The organism is Pseudomonas sp. FBCC-B545 (assembly GCF_059134095.1).
This window is the reverse complement of the sequence record NZ_CP101441.1, coordinates 1,249,256-1,265,225: the sequence shown is the minus strand read 5'-3', so window position 1 is coordinate 1,265,225 and position 15,970 is coordinate 1,249,256. Positions and strand designations below refer to the sequence as shown.

The 15,970-nt window shown below is 60.8% G+C and carries 13 protein-coding genes and 1 pseudogene; 11 read left to right on the top strand and 3 right to left on the bottom strand.

What is annotated here, in order from left to right:
* Position 1 precedes the first annotated feature (1 nt).
* A complete protein-coding gene (locus NMB39_RS05810; protein WP_494339538.1) occupies positions 2–1,480 on the bottom strand; it encodes a helicase HerA-like domain-containing protein in 1,479 nt (492 codons plus the stop codon).
* A 205-nt stretch (positions 1,481–1,685) separates the two neighbouring features.
* Between NMB39_RS05810 and NMB39_RS05805 the strand changes: the two are divergent.
* From NMB39_RS05805 to gpgF, 5 genes and pseudogenes are all read left to right on the top strand, one after another.
* Positions 1,686–2,669, top strand: a pseudogene (locus NMB39_RS05805) (HAMP domain-containing protein); the annotation flags it as partial.
* 141 nt (positions 2,670–2,810) lie between these two features.
* Positions 2,811–3,575, top strand: coding sequence for a methyl-accepting chemotaxis protein (locus NMB39_RS05800; RefSeq protein WP_370881239.1), 765 nt, complete (start codon positions 2,811–2,813; stop codon positions 3,573–3,575).
* A gap of 721 nt (positions 3,576–4,296) precedes the next feature.
* Entirely contained in the window at positions 4,297–5,418 is a 1,122-nt protein-coding gene (gene gpgS / locus NMB39_RS05795) for an N-acetylglucosaminyl phosphatidylglycerol synthase (protein ID WP_057021625.1), read from the top strand.
* Positions 5,411–6,154: an N-acetylglucosaminyl phosphatidylglycerol deacetylase gene (gene gpgD / locus NMB39_RS05790; protein WP_198720249.1), complete on the top strand. Its 744-nt coding sequence runs from the start codon at positions 5,411–5,413 to the stop codon at positions 6,152–6,154. The genes gpgS and gpgD overlap by 8 nt, the downstream gene beginning before the upstream one ends.
* Positions 6,151–7,257 (top strand): glucosaminyl phosphatidylglycerol flippase, encoded by a 1,107-nt coding sequence (gpgF, locus tag NMB39_RS05785; protein WP_367236892.1) that lies wholly within the window; start codon positions 6,151–6,153, stop codon positions 7,255–7,257. The genes gpgD and gpgF overlap by 4 nt, the downstream gene beginning before the upstream one ends.
* Before the next feature lie 123 nt (positions 7,258–7,380).
* Here gpgF and purU read toward each other — a convergent pair whose 3' ends face one another.
* The gene (gene purU, locus NMB39_RS05780; protein ID WP_043050024.1) at positions 7,381–8,229 is read right to left on the bottom strand and encodes a formyltetrahydrofolate deformylase; all 849 of its coding nucleotides are present in this window, start codon (positions 8,227–8,229) and stop codon (positions 7,381–7,383) included.
* Positions 8,230–8,579: 350 nt separating this feature from the next.
* On the opposite strand from purU, the gene mvaT reads away from it, so the two are divergent.
* On the top strand, positions 8,580–8,954 hold the full coding sequence (mvaT, locus tag NMB39_RS05775; RefSeq protein ID WP_005790963.1) for a histone-like nucleoid-structuring protein MvaT: 375 nt from the start codon (positions 8,580–8,582) through the stop codon (positions 8,952–8,954).
* Between the two features lie 90 nt (positions 8,955–9,044).
* Here mvaT and sbcB read toward each other — a convergent pair whose 3' ends face one another.
* Positions 9,045–10,472, bottom strand: a complete 1,428-nt coding sequence (gene sbcB / locus NMB39_RS05770) for an exodeoxyribonuclease I (RefSeq protein WP_057021628.1) — start codon at positions 10,470–10,472, stop codon at positions 9,045–9,047.
* A 162-nt stretch (positions 10,473–10,634) separates the two neighbouring features.
* On the opposite strand from sbcB, the gene NMB39_RS05765 reads away from it, so the two are divergent.
* From NMB39_RS05765 to NMB39_RS05745, 5 genes are read left to right on the top strand one after another with little or no spacing between them, the layout of a single operon-like run.
* Positions 10,635–11,327, top strand: a complete 693-nt coding sequence (locus NMB39_RS05765) for an RDD family protein (protein ID WP_057021629.1) — start codon at positions 10,635–10,637, stop codon at positions 11,325–11,327.
* Positions 11,324–12,304 (top strand): stage II sporulation protein M, encoded by a 981-nt coding sequence (locus NMB39_RS05760; protein ID WP_057021630.1) that lies wholly within the window; start codon positions 11,324–11,326, stop codon positions 12,302–12,304. The genes NMB39_RS05765 and NMB39_RS05760 overlap by 4 nt, the downstream gene beginning before the upstream one ends.
* Positions 12,291–13,820: a DUF4129 domain-containing protein gene (locus NMB39_RS05755; RefSeq protein WP_494339539.1), complete on the top strand. Its 1,530-nt coding sequence runs from the start codon at positions 12,291–12,293 to the stop codon at positions 13,818–13,820. The genes NMB39_RS05760 and NMB39_RS05755 overlap by 14 nt, the downstream gene beginning before the upstream one ends.
* Complete coding sequence (locus tag NMB39_RS05750) at positions 13,817–14,974, top strand: DUF4350 domain-containing protein (RefSeq protein ID WP_057021632.1); 1,158 nt, start codon at positions 13,817–13,819, stop codon at positions 14,972–14,974. The genes NMB39_RS05755 and NMB39_RS05750 overlap by 4 nt, the downstream gene beginning before the upstream one ends.
* Positions 14,971–15,966 (top strand): AAA family ATPase, encoded by a 996-nt coding sequence (locus NMB39_RS05745; protein ID WP_494339540.1) that lies wholly within the window; start codon positions 14,971–14,973, stop codon positions 15,964–15,966. Before NMB39_RS05750 ends, NMB39_RS05745 begins: the two co-directional genes overlap by 4 nt.
* The last annotated feature ends 4 nt before the right edge of the window (positions 15,967–15,970 follow it).

The following is a 15,970-nucleotide window of genomic DNA, read 5'->3' as shown; positions in this document are numbered from 1 at the left end:
GCTATTTGCGCTTGCTGCCGCCCAGCAGCGAACCCAGCAAGCCACGCACCAACTGGCGCCCCATCTGGTTGGCGGCTTGCTGCATCGCTGACTTCAACGCCTTGCCGGCAGTGGTGCCGAGAAATGCACCAGCCTTGTCGGTAAAGCTCGGCTCTTCGGCGGTCGGTGCAGCCTCTGCAGTAGGCCCAAGTTCCTTGCGCGCCATCAGCACCTCATAGGCCGACTCACGATCAACCGGCTTGTCATAGCGCCCCAGCAGTGGCGAACTGGCGACCAAGGCCGCACGTTCGGCTTCGCTGAGCGGCCCGATCCGCGATTGCGGGGGGGCAACCAACACACGCTGGACGACTTCTGGCGTGCCTTTTTCCTGCAAGGTGCCCACCAACGCCTCACCGGTGCCCAACTCTGTCAGCACCGACAAGCTATCGAACGCCGGGTTGGGCCGAAAACCATCCGCCACCGCCCGCAGGGATTTCTGTTCTTTTGCGGTAAAGGCGCGCAAGCCGTGCTGGATACGCAGGCCCAGCTGCGCCAGCACCGTATCAGGCAGGTCGCCCGGCGATTGGGTGACAAAGTACACGCCGACACCTTTGGAGCGGATCAAGCGCACCACTTGCTCCAGGCGCTCCTGCAAGGCTCTGGGCGTATCGGCGAACAACAAATGGGCCTCGTCGAAAAACAGCGCCAACAGCGGCTTTTCGGCATCGCCGCGCTCCGGCAACTGTTCGAACAACTCCGCCAGCAGCCACAACAGGAAGGTCGCGTACACCTTGGGCGCTTCATGCACCAGGCGGCTGGCGTCCAACAGGTGGATGCGCCCACGGCCATCGCTGGCGGGCTGCAGAATATCTTCGAGTTGCAGGGCAGGCTCGCCAAACAGGGCTTCAGCGCCTTGCTGCTCCAATACCGCCAGGCGCCGCAACAGCGCCTGGCTGGAACCCGTGGTCATCAACGCCGCGTCTTCGCCCAGCAGTTCCGGGTGGTAACGCAGGTGGTTAAGGAGCGCCTTGAGGTCCTTGAGGTCCAGCAGCAACAGGCCTTCGCGGTCCGCCACCTTGAAGGCCGCGTAGAGCGCCGATTGCTGGCTGTCGGTGAGTTCCAGCAGGCTGCCAAGCAATAACGGGCCCATTTCGCTGATGGTGGTACGCAGCGGATGACCGGACTGGCCATGGATATCCCACAGGGTAACGGGGTACGCCTGGGCCTTGTAGCCAAGGAATGGCATGCCGGCAATCCGCTCGGCGACTTTGCCCTGCGGATTGGCAGCGGCGCCCAGGCCGCAAAGGTCGCCCTTAATGTCGGCGGCGAACACCGCCACACCCGCATCACTGAAGGCTTCGGCCAGGCGCTGCAAGGTGACGGTCTTGCCGGTGCCCGTGGCGCCGGCGATCAACCCATGACGGTTGGCCAGGCGCATGGGCTGGGCGATGGGCTGGCCGTCTGGGCCGGCACCGATAAGCAGTTGTGTGGAGTCAGGCATTTCGTCACCTATGGTTAATCTTTAGTGCCGCAAGGTCGATATAGACAGATGTAAGCCCGACAAAGACTAAAAAATGGTCAGATAATTCCGATATGGACCAACGGAGCTATCACCAGAAATACCACACCTTTTTTGACGCTGCCATTTTGCGCCTCCCGTCCAGGACGCGCCTCGGATATTAAGACCTTAGCGGACCCTACAAGCCATGAATAAAAATCTGCGCTTCAGCCACAAAATCCTGCTTGCAGCCTCCCTTATCGTCATCGCCGCCTTCGCGTTGTTCACCCTCTACAACGACTACCTGCAACGCAATGCGATTCGCGACGACCTCAATAACTACCTGCATGAAATGGGCGACGTTACCGCCGGCAATATCCAGACCTGGCTCACCGGGCGTATCGCGCTGGTGGAAAACGCAGCACAAAATATTGCCATCAACCCTGAGCCCTCCGTGGTCGCCAGCCTGCTGGAACAGAAAGCGTTGACCTCTTCATTCATGGCAACCTACGTCGGCGACAGCCAGGGCACTTTCACCATCCGCCCTGATACAAAGATGCCCGACGGCTTCGATCCGCGTGTTCGCCCCTGGTACAAGGGCGCCCAGGCCAGCAACGGCTCAACCCTGACCGAACCCTATATCGACGCGGCCACCGGTCAACTGATCATTTCTGTAGCCACCCCCAGCGCCAAGGCCGGCCAGAGCATCGGCGTGGTAGGCGGCGACCTCAGCCTGCAAACCCTGGTGGATAACATCGGTGCGCTGGACTTCGGCGGCATGGGCTATGCGTTTCTGGTCAGTGCCGACGGCAAAGTGCTGGTGCACCCGGACAAAACCCTGGTGATGAAGACCCTGGCTGACGTGTATCCAAAGGACACGCCGAAGATCAGCGGCGACTTCAGCGAAGTACAAGCCAACGGCAAAACCAACATCGTGACCTTCACCCCGATCAAGGGCCTGCCATCGGTGAACTGGTACCTGGGTGTGTCGGTGGATAAAGCCAAGTCGTTCGCCATGCTCAGTGAATTTCGCACCTCGGCCGTGATCGCCACGATCATTGCGGTGGTGATCATCATCGCCCTGCTGGGCATGTTGATCCGTGTCTTGCTGCAACCGCTGCACCTGATGACCCGCGCCATGCAAGACATCGCCGACGGCGAAGGCGACCTGACCCGCCGCCTGGTCATCCAGAACAACGACGAGTTCGGCACCCTTGGCAATGCCTTCAACCGCTTCGTCGAGCGTATCCATACCTCGATTCGCGAAGTGTCTTCGGCCACCGAGCAGGTCAATGAAGTGGCGCTGCGCGTGGTCAGCGCCTCCAACTCGTCGATGGTCAATTCCGACGAACAGGCCAACCGCACCAACAGCGTTGCCGCCGCCATCAATCAACTGGGGGCAGCTGCCCAGGAGATCGCCCGCAACGCCGCCCAAGCCTCCAACCAGGCCAGCGATGCGCGCCACTTGGCCGAAGACGGCCAGCAGGTGGTTGAACGCAATATCAAGGCGATGACGCAGCTGTCGAGCATGATCAGCGCCTCGAGCAGCAATATCGAGGCACTTAATAGCAAAACCGTGAATATCGGCCAGATTCTTGAAGTGATCACTAGCATTTCCCAGCAAACCAACCTGCTGGCGCTCAACGCGGCCATCGAAGCGGCACGCGCCGGAGAAGCCGGACGCGGCTTTGCAGTAGTGGCCGATGAAGTGCGCAACCTGGCCCACCGCACCCAGGAATCGGCGCAACAGGTGCAGAAGATGATCGAGGAACTGCAGGTCGGCGCACGAGACTCGGTGAGCACCATGAGTGAAAGCCAACGCCACAGCCTGGACAGCGTGGAAATCGCCAACCTGGCCGGCGAGCGCTTGAACAGCGTGACCCAGCGTATTGGCGAGATCGACGGCATGAACCAGTCGGTCGCCACTGCCACCGAAGAACAGACGTCTGTAGTGGAGTCGATCAATATGGACATCACCGAGATCAACACCCTCAACCAGGAAGGCGTGGAAAACCTGCAATCGACACTGCGCGCCTGCTCGGACCTGGAACGGCAAGCGTCACGCCTGAAGCAATTGGTGGGCAGCTTCCGTATCTAATAGACAGAGGGGCCTGGTGGTACTCAGTCAAAATGTGGGAGGGCGGCGCGACGATTCGACTTGCCCTCGATGGGAGTGGGTCAGCCACAGATGTGCTGACTGACCGGCCCTCACCGGGGCAGGTATCGACACAACTTCGGGTACGCCGCTGGACCCTGTGGGAGGGGGCTTGCGCCCGATGGCGGCCCTGAGGGCCGACCAGAATGTTGGATCAGACCGAGTACATATCCGTTATTTGGGCAACGGCTACTTATGGTTCCGCTTTTACAGCGGGTCACTTTTGGAAAAGAGCCCCAAAAGTAACCAAAAAGGCTCTTGCCCCACCACTCGGCACCTCGCCCAGGCTCGGTGTGCCCGTAATCCGACAGGGATTTGGGGGGCCGCCGCCACGCGCCATCCATGGCGCGGGGCGGCTAAACCGGCATCCCTGCCGGTTTACCCCCCAAATCCCTGTCGAATTCCGGCCAGCGTGGTTTGACGGGGCGCCTGAGATCAAAAGCAGATCAAGATCAAGATCAAGATCAAGATCAAGAGCGGCTCGCTTCGCATCGTGGTTACTGACGGTCACTATGTGAGAGTTGTAGATACCCACGCTCATCAGGGGCAAGCCCCTCCCACATTCGCCAGCATTTCAAACTTGAACATGCAGCACAGCATCAATCCCAATCGAACATCTCTGCGCGTCTCAGGTCCACGTTAATGAGAGCAATGGATCGGAGGGATGTTTATCGTGCATATCGCTGACATAACCATGTTCTACGCCCCGGCGAGTGGCGGCGTACGCACTTATCTCGACGCCAAGCACCGACGCCTGGCGCTCAAGCCTGGGATTCGCCACAGCCTGCTGGTGCCTGGCGCTCACTTGAGCGAGCACGATGGGATCTTCAAGGTGCCGGCTCCTGCCCTGCCCTTTGGCAAGGGCTATCGCTTCCCCCTCCGCTTGGCGCCCTGGCGAAATGTACTGCACGATCTACAGCCCGATCTTATCGAAGTCGGCGACCCCTACCTCACCGCCTGGGCCGCGCTCGATGCCCGGCGCCAGCTGGACGTACCCGTCATCGGCTTTTACCACTCCGACCTGCCGCTGCTGGTAAGCAACCGCATGGGGCCCTGGTTTACGCCCAACGTCGAGGCCTATGTCAGCAAGCTCTACGGGAATTTCGACCGGGTACTGGCCCCCAGCAAGGTGATGGCCGACAAACTTACCGGCCTCGGGGTCAGAAATGTCTTCGTCCAACCGCTGGGGGTGGACCTGCAGACCTTCACCCCAGACGTGCGCGACCCTGGCCTGCGCGCCGAGCTGGGGATTGGCGAAGACACCCGATTGTTGATCTTCGCCGGGCGCGGTTCCAAGGAGAAAAACCTGCCGGTGCTGCTCAATTGCATGAAGCGCCTGGGCGACGGCTACCATTTGCTGCTGGTGGGTTCGGGCATGCCGGCCAACGTGCCGGATAATGTCACCGTAGTCGATGGATTCCGCCCTGCCCAGCATGTCGCCCGGCTGATGGCCAGCGCCGACGCCTTGCTGCATGGCGGCGACCAGGAAACCTTCGGCCTGGTGATCCTGGAAGCCATGGCCTGTGGCATCCCGGTCGTCGCCGTTGCGGCCGGGGCCTTCACTGAAATTATCGACGAGCGCTGTGGCCTGCTGTGTGCGCCCAACAACCCCAAGGCGATGGCTGACGCGGTGCGCGAACTGTTCGGTGCCGACAGCCGACGCCTGGGCGTCCAGGCGCGGCAGCACGTTGAGCAGCATTATGCGTGGGACACCGTAGTCGATAGCCTGCTGGGCCATTATCACGCCGTGCTGGGCACGCACAAACCGATGCTCGCCCATGGCTGAGCGTTCGGTCATGCTGGTGTTGCACGATGTAGCACCGAGCACCTGGGCTGACTATCGGCCGTTTGTCCAGGCCGTGGATGCGCTGGGCAACGTGCCCATCACCTGGCTGGTGGTGCCGGACTTCCATCACCATGACGACCTGGCCGCCCACGCCGACTTTCGCCGCTTGCTCGACAGCCGCGTGGCCAAGGGCGATGAACTGACCTTGCACGGCTACTATCATTGCGACGACCAGCCCAGGCCACGTACACCAAAAGACTGGTTCATGCGGCGCATCTATACCCATGAAGGCGAGTTTTACCAGTTGTCCCAGGCCGAAGCCTTAAAGCGGCTTACTGCCGGCATCGAGATATTCCAGCGCAATAACTGGCCGCTGCACGGGTTTGTCGCCCCCGCCTGGTTGATGAGCGACGGCACCCGCCAGGCATTGCGCCAGTTGCCGCTGAGTTACACCAGCGACCCGCAGCATCTTTATCGACTGCCTGACTTCACGCGCATCGACGCCCCAGGCCTGGTCTGGAGCGCCCGCAGCGCATGGCGCCGCGGCCTGTCCAAAGTCCTCAGCGACCAACGGGAGCAGCGCTGGCAGACCGCCCCGGTGATCCGGTTGGGGCTGCACCCGGTGGACATGCGCCACGAGTTTTCTCGTCGCTCCTGGCTACAAACCCTGCAACGCCTGCTCAATGCTGGGCGCACTCCACAGACTAAGGCCGCCTGGCTGGCGACGCAGCCATGAGCCGACTGATCTGGTTATTGCTGGCCCTGCTCATCGCGCTGGTGATTCCCGTTTGGCTGGGCGGCGGCGAAACCCTGTTGCGCCTGCGGCAGTTCCCCTTGCCCCAATTGCTGGGGATGTTTGCCATGATTATCGGCTGCTGGCTGATCAACAGCCTGCGCATCCGTCTGCTGCTCGGCGAGCAGCGCGGCCAGTTGGGGCCGCTCAAAAGCCTTGGCGTGGTGATCTCCACCGAGTTCGCGATGTGCGCTACGCCTGGGGGCAGCGGAGGGCCCCTGACACTGATGGCGCTCCTGGCGCGCAATGGCATACGTCCTGCCCATAGCAGTGCGGTGTTTGCCATGGACCAGTTGAGCGACTTGCTGTTTTTTCTCTGCGCGCTGGCGGGCATTCTCTTGTATGCGCTGTTCCATAGCCTCAACCCACGAATGGAGTGGCTGCTGGGGCTCAGCGCGGTATCGATGGTCGGCGGGATCATCAGCGGCTGGCTGGTCGTGCGTTTTCATCGCCGCCTGATTCGCCTTACGGGCCTGGCGCTCAAGACCCTGAAAGTACGCGCCAGCACCCGCCGACGCTGGGCGCGCAAGTTACTGCGCTTTCTCGCGGCCTTTACCCAAACCCTGAAATTGCCTTGGCACACGCTGTTACGAGTGTTTGCGCTGACCAGCCTGCATTGGTTATTGCGCTACAGCGTGTTGTACCTGGCGCTGCGTGGCCTGGGCGGCGATGTGCAGTGGGCCTGGAGCTTCCTGATCCAGATGCTGGCATTGACGGCAGGGCAATTCAGCCTGTTGCCGGGCGGGGCCGGGGCGGCCGAACTGACCTCGGCGGCACTGTTGGCGCCCATGGTGGGCAAGTCCACGGCCGCGGCGGCGATTCTGATCTGGCGGGCGGTGACCTATTACTTCTACCTGCTGGCCGGCGCACCGGTGTTTCTATTAATGGTCGGCAAACCACTGCTCAAACGTCTTTTTCGGGGGGCACGCAAGGTTCGTCCTGCTGCAGCTGTTCCCACAAGCGGGCAGCCCCGGGGAAATCAGTACCATCCTCGGCATCCAGCGCATCCGGGTCGTAGCGACTCAGACAGCCCTCGCCCAAGGTAGCGGGCGCCCTGGAGGTGGCTTTATCGAGGGGGTCGGTCATGTGGGTGTCCTACAAATAAAAAGGGCCTGGGGAGTTGTACCCCCAGGCCCTTTCTTATTCAACTATTCAACCCAACGGGCTGATCAGAACACCACGGTCTTGTTGCCATGCACCAACACGCGATCTTCCAGGTGATAACGCAGGCCACGGGCCAGCACCATCTTCTCGACGTCACGGCCGAAACGCACCATGTCTTCGATACTGTCGCTGTGGCTGACGCGTACCACGTCCTGTTCGATGATCGGGCCGGCATCCAGCTCTTCAGTGACGTAGTGGCAGGTCGCGCCAATCAACTTCACGCCGCGCAGGGAAGCCTGGTGATAGGGCTTGGCCCCGACAAACGACGGCAGGAAGCTGTGATGAATATTGATCACCTTGCCGGCGTATTCACGGCACAGTTCCGGCGGCAGGATCTGCATGTAGCGCGCCAGCACTACCACGTCTGCGTCGTGCTGCTTGACCAGGCGCGATACCTCGGCGAACGCAGGCTCCTTGTCCTGGGGATTGACCGGCACGTGGTAGTACGGGATGCCATGCCATTCGACCATGCTGCGCAGGTCGTCATGGTTGGAGATCACGCAGGCAATCTCGCAGTCCAGCTCATCGCTGTGCCAACGGTGCAGCAGGTCCGCCAGGCAGTGGGATTCGCGGCTGGCCATCAGCACCACACGCTTCTTCTGCTCCGTGTCGGTGATGTGCCAAGTCATCGAAAACTCTTCGGCGATGGGCGCAAACGCCTCGCGGAAGGCTTGCAGGCCAAAGGGCAGTGTATCGGCACGAATTTCGTGACGCATGAAAAACCAACCGCTGAGATCGTCCGAGTGATGGCTCGCCTCGGTGATCCAGCCATTGTGGGAAGCCAGAAAGTTACTGACCTTGGCAACGATGCCAACCCGGTCCGGGCAAGCAATCACCAGCCGAAAAGTGCGCATTAGGGGGAAACTCCAGAACTTCGCAAAGGCCGCTATTCTAGCGATTGCGCAGAAAAACTGCAGTATTCCTTACGCCTTATTCGCGGTGCTGGTCCTGGCAACACCCCTTAATCGCGTAAGGTTTTTACCATCGCTGTTTGACCGTATAAGGCAAACTCGAGCAGTTAACAGGAAATTAACGCGATTATCTTTCTGCCCAGCGCCTATTAATTAACTCGTTTGCATCGCTTTGCCACAAACATTCAATGTAATTCACACAAATACCGTCTTAAATGTTTACTTGGCGAAATTGCCTGACTATTATTGGGCCACTCACCCTGCCAATCAGCGTTCTACATAAGGTAGTCCACATGTCTCTGATCAACGAATACCGCGCCACCGAAGAAGCCATCAAAGAGCTGCAAGCTCGTTTGAAGAACCTGTCCCAAGACGACAAGCTGCAAACCGAGCTGGAATTCGAAGGCAAATTGCGCACCCTGATGGGTGAATACTCCAAATCCCTGCGTGACATCATCGCGCTGCTGGATCCAGAGTCGAAAGTTAAAGCACCACGCGGCGCTGTGAAAACTACCGGCACCAAGCGTGCTCGCAAGGTCAAGCAGTACAAAAACCCGCACAACGGTGAAGTGATTGAAACCAAAGGTGGCAACCACAAGACTCTGAAAGAGTGGAAAGCCAAGTGGGGCGGTGATGTGGTTGAAGGTTGGGCTACCCTGCTGGGCTAAGCCTGGTCGGACCTTCGGCCGATACGCAACACATTAAAAACGCCAGCTTGCTGGCGTTTTTTATTGTCAGGATATTCTGTAGTTATCCACCTACAGGTTCAGTCGAGCGGCTAAAGAGTCGGCATAGTCCTGCCATTGCTCGAGTACCCCACACTGAAACGATGTAGCACTAACTGCCAACTCCTCACGCGCCTGCTTAAATGCCAGCAAGGTATTCGGTGCTCCCCACTGCGGATCCGACAAGCGTTGCTGACAGAAAAGTTTCCAGCGCTGTTGCTCCTCATTGTTCAAGGTTTCAGGAAAGTTACGCGCGCGGTAGCGAAATAATAATTCCGGCAAACGATGATCATCGAACGGCCACTGCTGGCGCGCTAACTGCGCGGGCTCTGCCATGCGAACTTGTTCACATAAACGCCGGTCACGGTCGCCAATAAAGCCATCGTAGAGCTGCTGCTCCGGGTCTTGGTTCGCCGCAAAGTCTTCTTCGGCGTAAATGGCCGCCAACTTGTCACGCCAAACTGCTTGTGCGTCAGTTAGCCGCAGCGCCCGCGCCTGAAAAGTATCCATATCCAATTGCAGACGCTCGCGATCTTGCGGGCGCAGCACCTTCAACGGCGCGACCACCGGGCAGCGGTTGATATGCAACAACTTGAGAGGCACCGGCAGTTCACCTTCGGCCAACTCACCACGGCGCATGTAAAGGCGCTCGCGCAGGGTCTCGGCGTCCAGATCCAGCAACCCCTGGGGGTCGAGCCCCAGGTCGCAGACGATCAAGGCATTGCGATTGCGCGGGTGCCAGGCCAGAGGCAACACCACCCCCAGATAATGGCGCTCGGCAGAAAAACGCCCGGAGATATGCACCATTGGTTGCAGCAACCGCACCTGATCCATGACCCGCTGCTTGCTGCGCAGTTGAAACAACCATTCATACAACTTGGGCTGTTTCTCCCGGACCAACCGCGCCAGGGCAATAGTCGCACGCACATCAGATAACGCGTCGTGGGCCTGGCCGTGCTCGATACCGTTGGCTTCGGTCAACCGCTCGAGCTTGAGCGTCACGCGCCCGTCCTGCTCCGGCCAGGTAATGCCCTCGGGCCGCAATGCATAGGCCGTACGCATCACATCGATCAAGTCCCAACGGCTGTTGCCGCCTTGCCATTCCCGCGCATAAGGATCGAAAAAGTTGCGATATAGGCTGTAGCGCGTCATTTCATCGTCAAATCGCAGGGTGTTGTAGCCGGCGCCGCAGGTGCCTGGCGTGGCCAGTTCGGCGTGCACCCGGGTCATGAAGTCGGCTTCGGCAAGGCCTTTTTGCACCAGGACGCCAGGGGTAATCCCGGTGATCGCGCACGCAGCCGGATGGGGCAGGATATCGTCGCTGGGCTGGCAATAAAGGTTGATCGGCGCACCGACCTCGTTGAGGTCCAGGTCAGTGCGGATACCGGCTACCTGGAGCGGGCGATCATTACGCGGGTTGATACCGGTGGTTTCATAGTCGTACCAGAAAATCGAGGTCACGGGCTATTCCTGTGCTGAAGACCGACAAAGTCTAGGCGCTGCAAGGCGCTCGGGGCCAGCGATACCTTTACTGTATAAATATCCAGCAAAACCTTGAAGGGTTGCTTCCACCGTCGACACTGCTAGCATCCGTGTCTCTTAGTCGTAATGCAAAGGACCGCAATGGCATCAACACCCCTGGATACCCACTACCAGATCGAGACGCCGGAAGGTATCGACCTGCCCTTGCGTCCTGCCGGCCTGCCACCCCGGGCACTGGCCTTTGCCTTCGACCTGGGCGTGCGTGGGATCATCATGGGTATCCTGCTGGTGCCCCTGGCGCTGCTTGGTAACATTGGCGTCGGGCTAGGCTCGCTGCTGCTGTTTGTGGTGAGCTGGTGGTACATGGTGCTGTTCGAAGTCCTCAACCAGGGTTGCTCCCCGGGCAAACAGGTGATGGGCTTGCGGGTAGTACAGGACGACGGCACGCCCATTGGCTGGTCGGGGTCGTTGATTCGCAACCTTTTGCGCTTTGTCGACATGCTGCCCTTCGGTTACTTCCTCGGTGCGATCAGTTGCCTGCAACACCCGCATTTCAAGCGGCTTGGCGACCTGGCCGCGGGCACGCTGGTGGTCTACCGCGAACTGCCGCTGGTACGCCCGCGAATCCCTCAAGCCACCGCCCTGCGCCTGCCCTTCGCACTGCAACTGAGCGAACAGCGGGCCATTCTCGGTTTCGCCGAGCGTCAGGCCGAGCTCTCTGCCGAACGGGTGCATGAGCTGGCCGCGATCCTCGCCGAGCCCCTGCAAGTACCCCCGGCCCGCGCCGTGGAGCAACTCAACGGTGTGGCCCGTGGCTTGTTGGGGCCGACATGAAGCAGAGCCTTTTTGAAAGCCGCCACCAGCCAGAATGGCAAGCCTTCGCCGAACAGCTCAAGCAATTGGAGCAAGGCAAAGCCAAGGCCGCCGATGTCGCGGGCTTCCCTCATCAATACCGCCGCCTATGCCAGCACCTGGCCCTGGCCCAGGAGCGCGGCTACAGCAGCTACCTGGTAGACCCGCTGCAACAACTGGCGCTGCGCGGCCACCAACAACTGTACCGTCATCGCAGCCAGCTGCCGGCAAACGTGCTGGCGTTCATCCTCGCCGACTTCCCACGCCTGGTACGCCAGCAGTGGCGCTTCGTGCTGATCGCCGGCCTGCTGTTCTTTGGCAGCCTGGTGGGGATAGCGCTGCTGGTCTACCTGTTTCCCGATCTTATCTACAGCATCGTCAGCCCCCAACAAGTAGCTGAAATGCAGGGCATGTACGACCCCCAGGCCAGCCGCCTGGGCCGTGCCGCCGAGCGGGCCGCCAGCGAAGACTGGATGATGTTTGGCTACTACGTGATGCACAACATCGGCATCGCCTTCCAGACGTTTGCGGCCGGCCTGTTGTTCGGCCTGGGCAGCGTGTTCTTCCTGATTTTCAACGGTTTGGTCATCGGCGCGGTCTCCGGGCACCTTACCGAGATTGGCTATGGCCAGACCTTCTGGTCATTTGCCATTGGCCATGGCGCATTCGAGCTCACCGCCATCACCCTGGCCGGTGCCGCGGGCCTGCAATTGGGCTGGTCACTGGTCGCGCCGGGGCGGTTGGCACGCGGCGAGGCCCTACGCCTGGCGGCCCGTAAAAGTGTGCGAATGCTCTGCGGTGTCATGATGCTCCTGCTCATCGCTGCGTTTATCGAAGCCTACTGGTCCTCCACCACCAACATTGCCCCCTGGATCAAATACCTGGTGGGCGCCGCGTTCTGGCTGCTGGTGGCCGCCTACCTGATATTCGCCGGGCGGACTCATCATGCGCCTGACTGACTCCAGCGTGATGATTCGCCCGCGTACCGCCTGGGAAGCCATGGACCTGGGTGTGTTGATGGCCAGGCAACACCGCCTCTTGCTGATGGGCAGTTGGGCACTGGTAAGCCTGCCGGTATTTATGGTGCTCACTGTGCTGCTGTGGCGTTACCCGTCGCTGGCCATGTTCCTGTTCTGGTGGCTCAAGCCGGCCTTTGACCGCTTGCCGCTGTACATCCTGTCCAAGGCTCTGTTTGGCGAAACACCCAGCCTCAAACAGGCCGTTCGCCATTGGCCGCACCTGCTGAAGGGGCAACTGTTCGCCAGCCTGACCTGGCGGCGACTGAGCCTGAGTCGCAGCTTTACCCTGCCGGTCAGCCAACTTGAAGGTCTCGATGGTCATGGGCGCCAACAGCGCCTGGGGGTATTACTGCAACGCAATGCCGGGGCCGCACGCTGGCTGACGATCATCGGTGTACACCTGGAAATCGGCCTGTGGTTCGGCGCCATGGCCCTGTTCTATCTGTTCATCCCGCAAAACGTGGAACTGGACTGGGATTGGCAACGGATGGCCTTGGCAACGGGCTCGGACGTGCTATGGCTGGGGCACCTGAGTAACGCGTTCTATGCCATGGTGCTGGTGTTCTGGGAGCCCATCTACGTCGCCTGCGGCTTCAGCCTGTACCTCAATCGGCGTACGGTCCTGGAGGCCTGGGACCTGGAGCTGATATTCCGGCGCTTGCGCCAGCGCCTGAGCAGTGTTGCGCCAGCATTGTTGCTGGTCGTGGGCCTGGCACTGCTACAGCTCAGCCCATCTGCCATGGCGCAGGAACCGCCTGGCCCCAAGTCGCTCAATACCCAGGCCGCCAGCCAATCCATCAAGGCGATGCTGGAAAAACCACCCTTCAAGAACCCGGAAACCGTCACACGCTATCGGTTTGGCGAAGAAAAGGCGCCGGTTGGAAACCAAGGCCATGGCGATGGAAAACTACCCCGCTGGCTCCAGGCCTTGCTCGACAACCTCAACAGCGATGCCTTCAGGCACGTCGCTAAAGCCTTGGAAATACTGCTATGGAGCCTGGTGATTGGCGGGTTGGCGCTAGTGGTGTGGCGTTACCGCGAATGGTTGCGCACCTTTGTCAGTCGCAGCCGACAGCCTCGCCCGAAAACGGCCAGTGCCATGCCCACCCAGCTGTTCGGCTTGGAATTGGGCACCGACACATTGCCCGATGACCTTGCCGGCGCCGCCGAACAGCTATGGCCCACCCAGCCACGGGAAGCCCTCGGCCTGCTGTATCGCGGCCTGCTCAGCCGGCTATTGCACGAATACGACCTGCCGCTGAAAAGCGCCGACACTGAAGGCCAGGTGCTGGGGCACGTGCATCGCTTGCAGCAGCCGCAGTTACTGGCATTCAGTGACGAACTGACACGGCACTGGCAAAACCTCGCCTATGGTCATCGTCTGCCTCCCTCCTCGGCCCAGCAAAAGCTATGCAACGATTGGCGTGCACTGTTCAGCGACGGAGCGGGCCAATGAACCGCCCATTAGTGTGGGTAGCACTGCTGCTGGTTTGCCTGCTAGGCGCCGGCGGCTTGTATGCCTGGCACAAGGCAATTCCCTACGACGAAGTGGTGGATCGCGGCCCATCGCCGGTTGCACGGGCCAACCCCTATCTGGCTGCCGAGCATTTCCTGCGCGAGCAAGGCCTCACAGTGGCGCACGCCAACGGTCTTGAACGCCTCGCCGACCTGCCCGCGAAAGGCCATAGCCTGTTACTGCTGGGGGAACGCAGCAACATGACTCCACGCCAGGTCGAGCAACTGCTTGGGTGGGCCAAGGCCGGTGGCCACCTGCTGCTGGTCGCCGAGGCCTTGTGGGACGAAGAAACCGGTAAAAGCGGCGATCTGTTGCTCGATCGCCTCAATATCCGCCAAACCTTGAGCGAGACCTTCGACGAACCGCCACGGTCTCGTAAAAAGCCGGCACCGGACCTGACCAAACTCTACGTCGACAACGAAACCGCCCCTACGCATTTCAGTTTTGACACCGACTTCAACCTCATCGACCCCAAGCACCTGGCGCAATTCTCTGCCAACAGCGCGCACTCCAGCCACCTGATGCAGCTGAACCTGGGGCAAGGCCGTGTCACGGTGGTGACCGATAGCGACCTGTGGAAAACCCCTGGCATCGGCAACCACGATAACGCCTGGCTGCTCTGGTACATTAACCAGGGCACCCAGGTAACCTTGCTGTTCAACAGTGACGTGGACGATCTGTTTACCCTGTTGCTGCGTTATTTCCCCCAGGCCCTCGTCGCCCTCGCAGCACTGGTTGCCCTGACGCTGTGGCAGGCCGGCATGCGCCAAGGCCCGGTCCAGGCACCGGCGCCCAAGGCTCGTCGGCAGCTACAGGAACACTTGAAGGCCAGTGCCGATTTCCTGCTACGCCGAAGCGGCCAGGGCACCTTGCTGCAAGCCTTGCAGCTCGACCTCCTGCGCGCCGCCCGGCGACGCCACCCAGGCTTTGAACACCTCGACAGCGCAAAACAACGGCAGGTGCTGGAACACCTGACACGGCAACCTTCCCATATCATCAGCCAGGCGCTCGAGCCACTTGCGCTGAAACGACTCTCCAGTGCCGATTTCAGCCGACAGGTAGCGTGCCTGCAAACCCTCAGGAATGCCCTATGAGCGACTCTCCAATGGCCACCCCCCTGACCGCCGACAACCTTGGACATGCCAGCCAGCAGGCCCAGGCCCTGCGTGTGGAATTGCGCAAGGCCGTGATAGGCCAGGACCAGGTGATTGACGACGTGCTCACCGCCTTGATAGCCGGTGGTCATGTCCTGCTCGAAGGTGTGCCAGGCCTGGGCAAGACCTTGCTGGTACGTGCCCTGGCCCGTTGCTTTGGCGGTGATTTCGCACGTATCCAGTTCACCCCGGACCTGATGCCCAGCGATGTCACCGGCCACGCGGTGTACGACCTGCAGACCGAACAGTTCAAGCTGCGCAAGGGGCCGTTGTTCACCCACCTGTTGCTGGCCGACGAAATCAACCGCGCTCCGGCCAAGACCCAGGCGGCGCTGCTCGAAGCCATGCAGGAACGCCAGGTTACCCTGGAGGGCGAGGCACTGCCCATCGGCCAGCCCTTCATGGTGCTGGCGACCCAGAACCCCATCGAGCAGGAAGGCACCTACCCGCTGCCTGAAGCCGAGTTGGACCGGTTCATGCTCAAGGTGCGCATGGACTACCCCGACGCCCGACAGGAACTGGAGATGGTCCGCGAAGTGACCCGCTCGTCCAGGGCCGACATGCTGGATGTACAGCCGTTGCGCACCGTGCTGCAAGCCGAGGACGTGGTGCTGATGCAGGAAATTGCCAGCGCCCTGCCCCTGGATGAACAGGTACTCGACTACGCGGTGCGGCTGGCGCGGGCCACGCGCAGTTGGCCGGGGCTGACCATAGGCGCCGGCCCCAGGGCCTCCATCGCCCTGGTACGTGGCGCCCGCGCTCGAGCGCTATTGCGCGGTGGCGAGTTCGTGACACCCGATGACATCAAGGGCTGTGCGCTGGCGGTGCTGCGTCACCGGGTGCGCATTGCGCCGGAACTGGACATCGACGGCCTGGAAGTTGACCAGGTGCTCCAGCAGCTACTTGACCAGATTGCTGCACCAAGGCAATGACGCA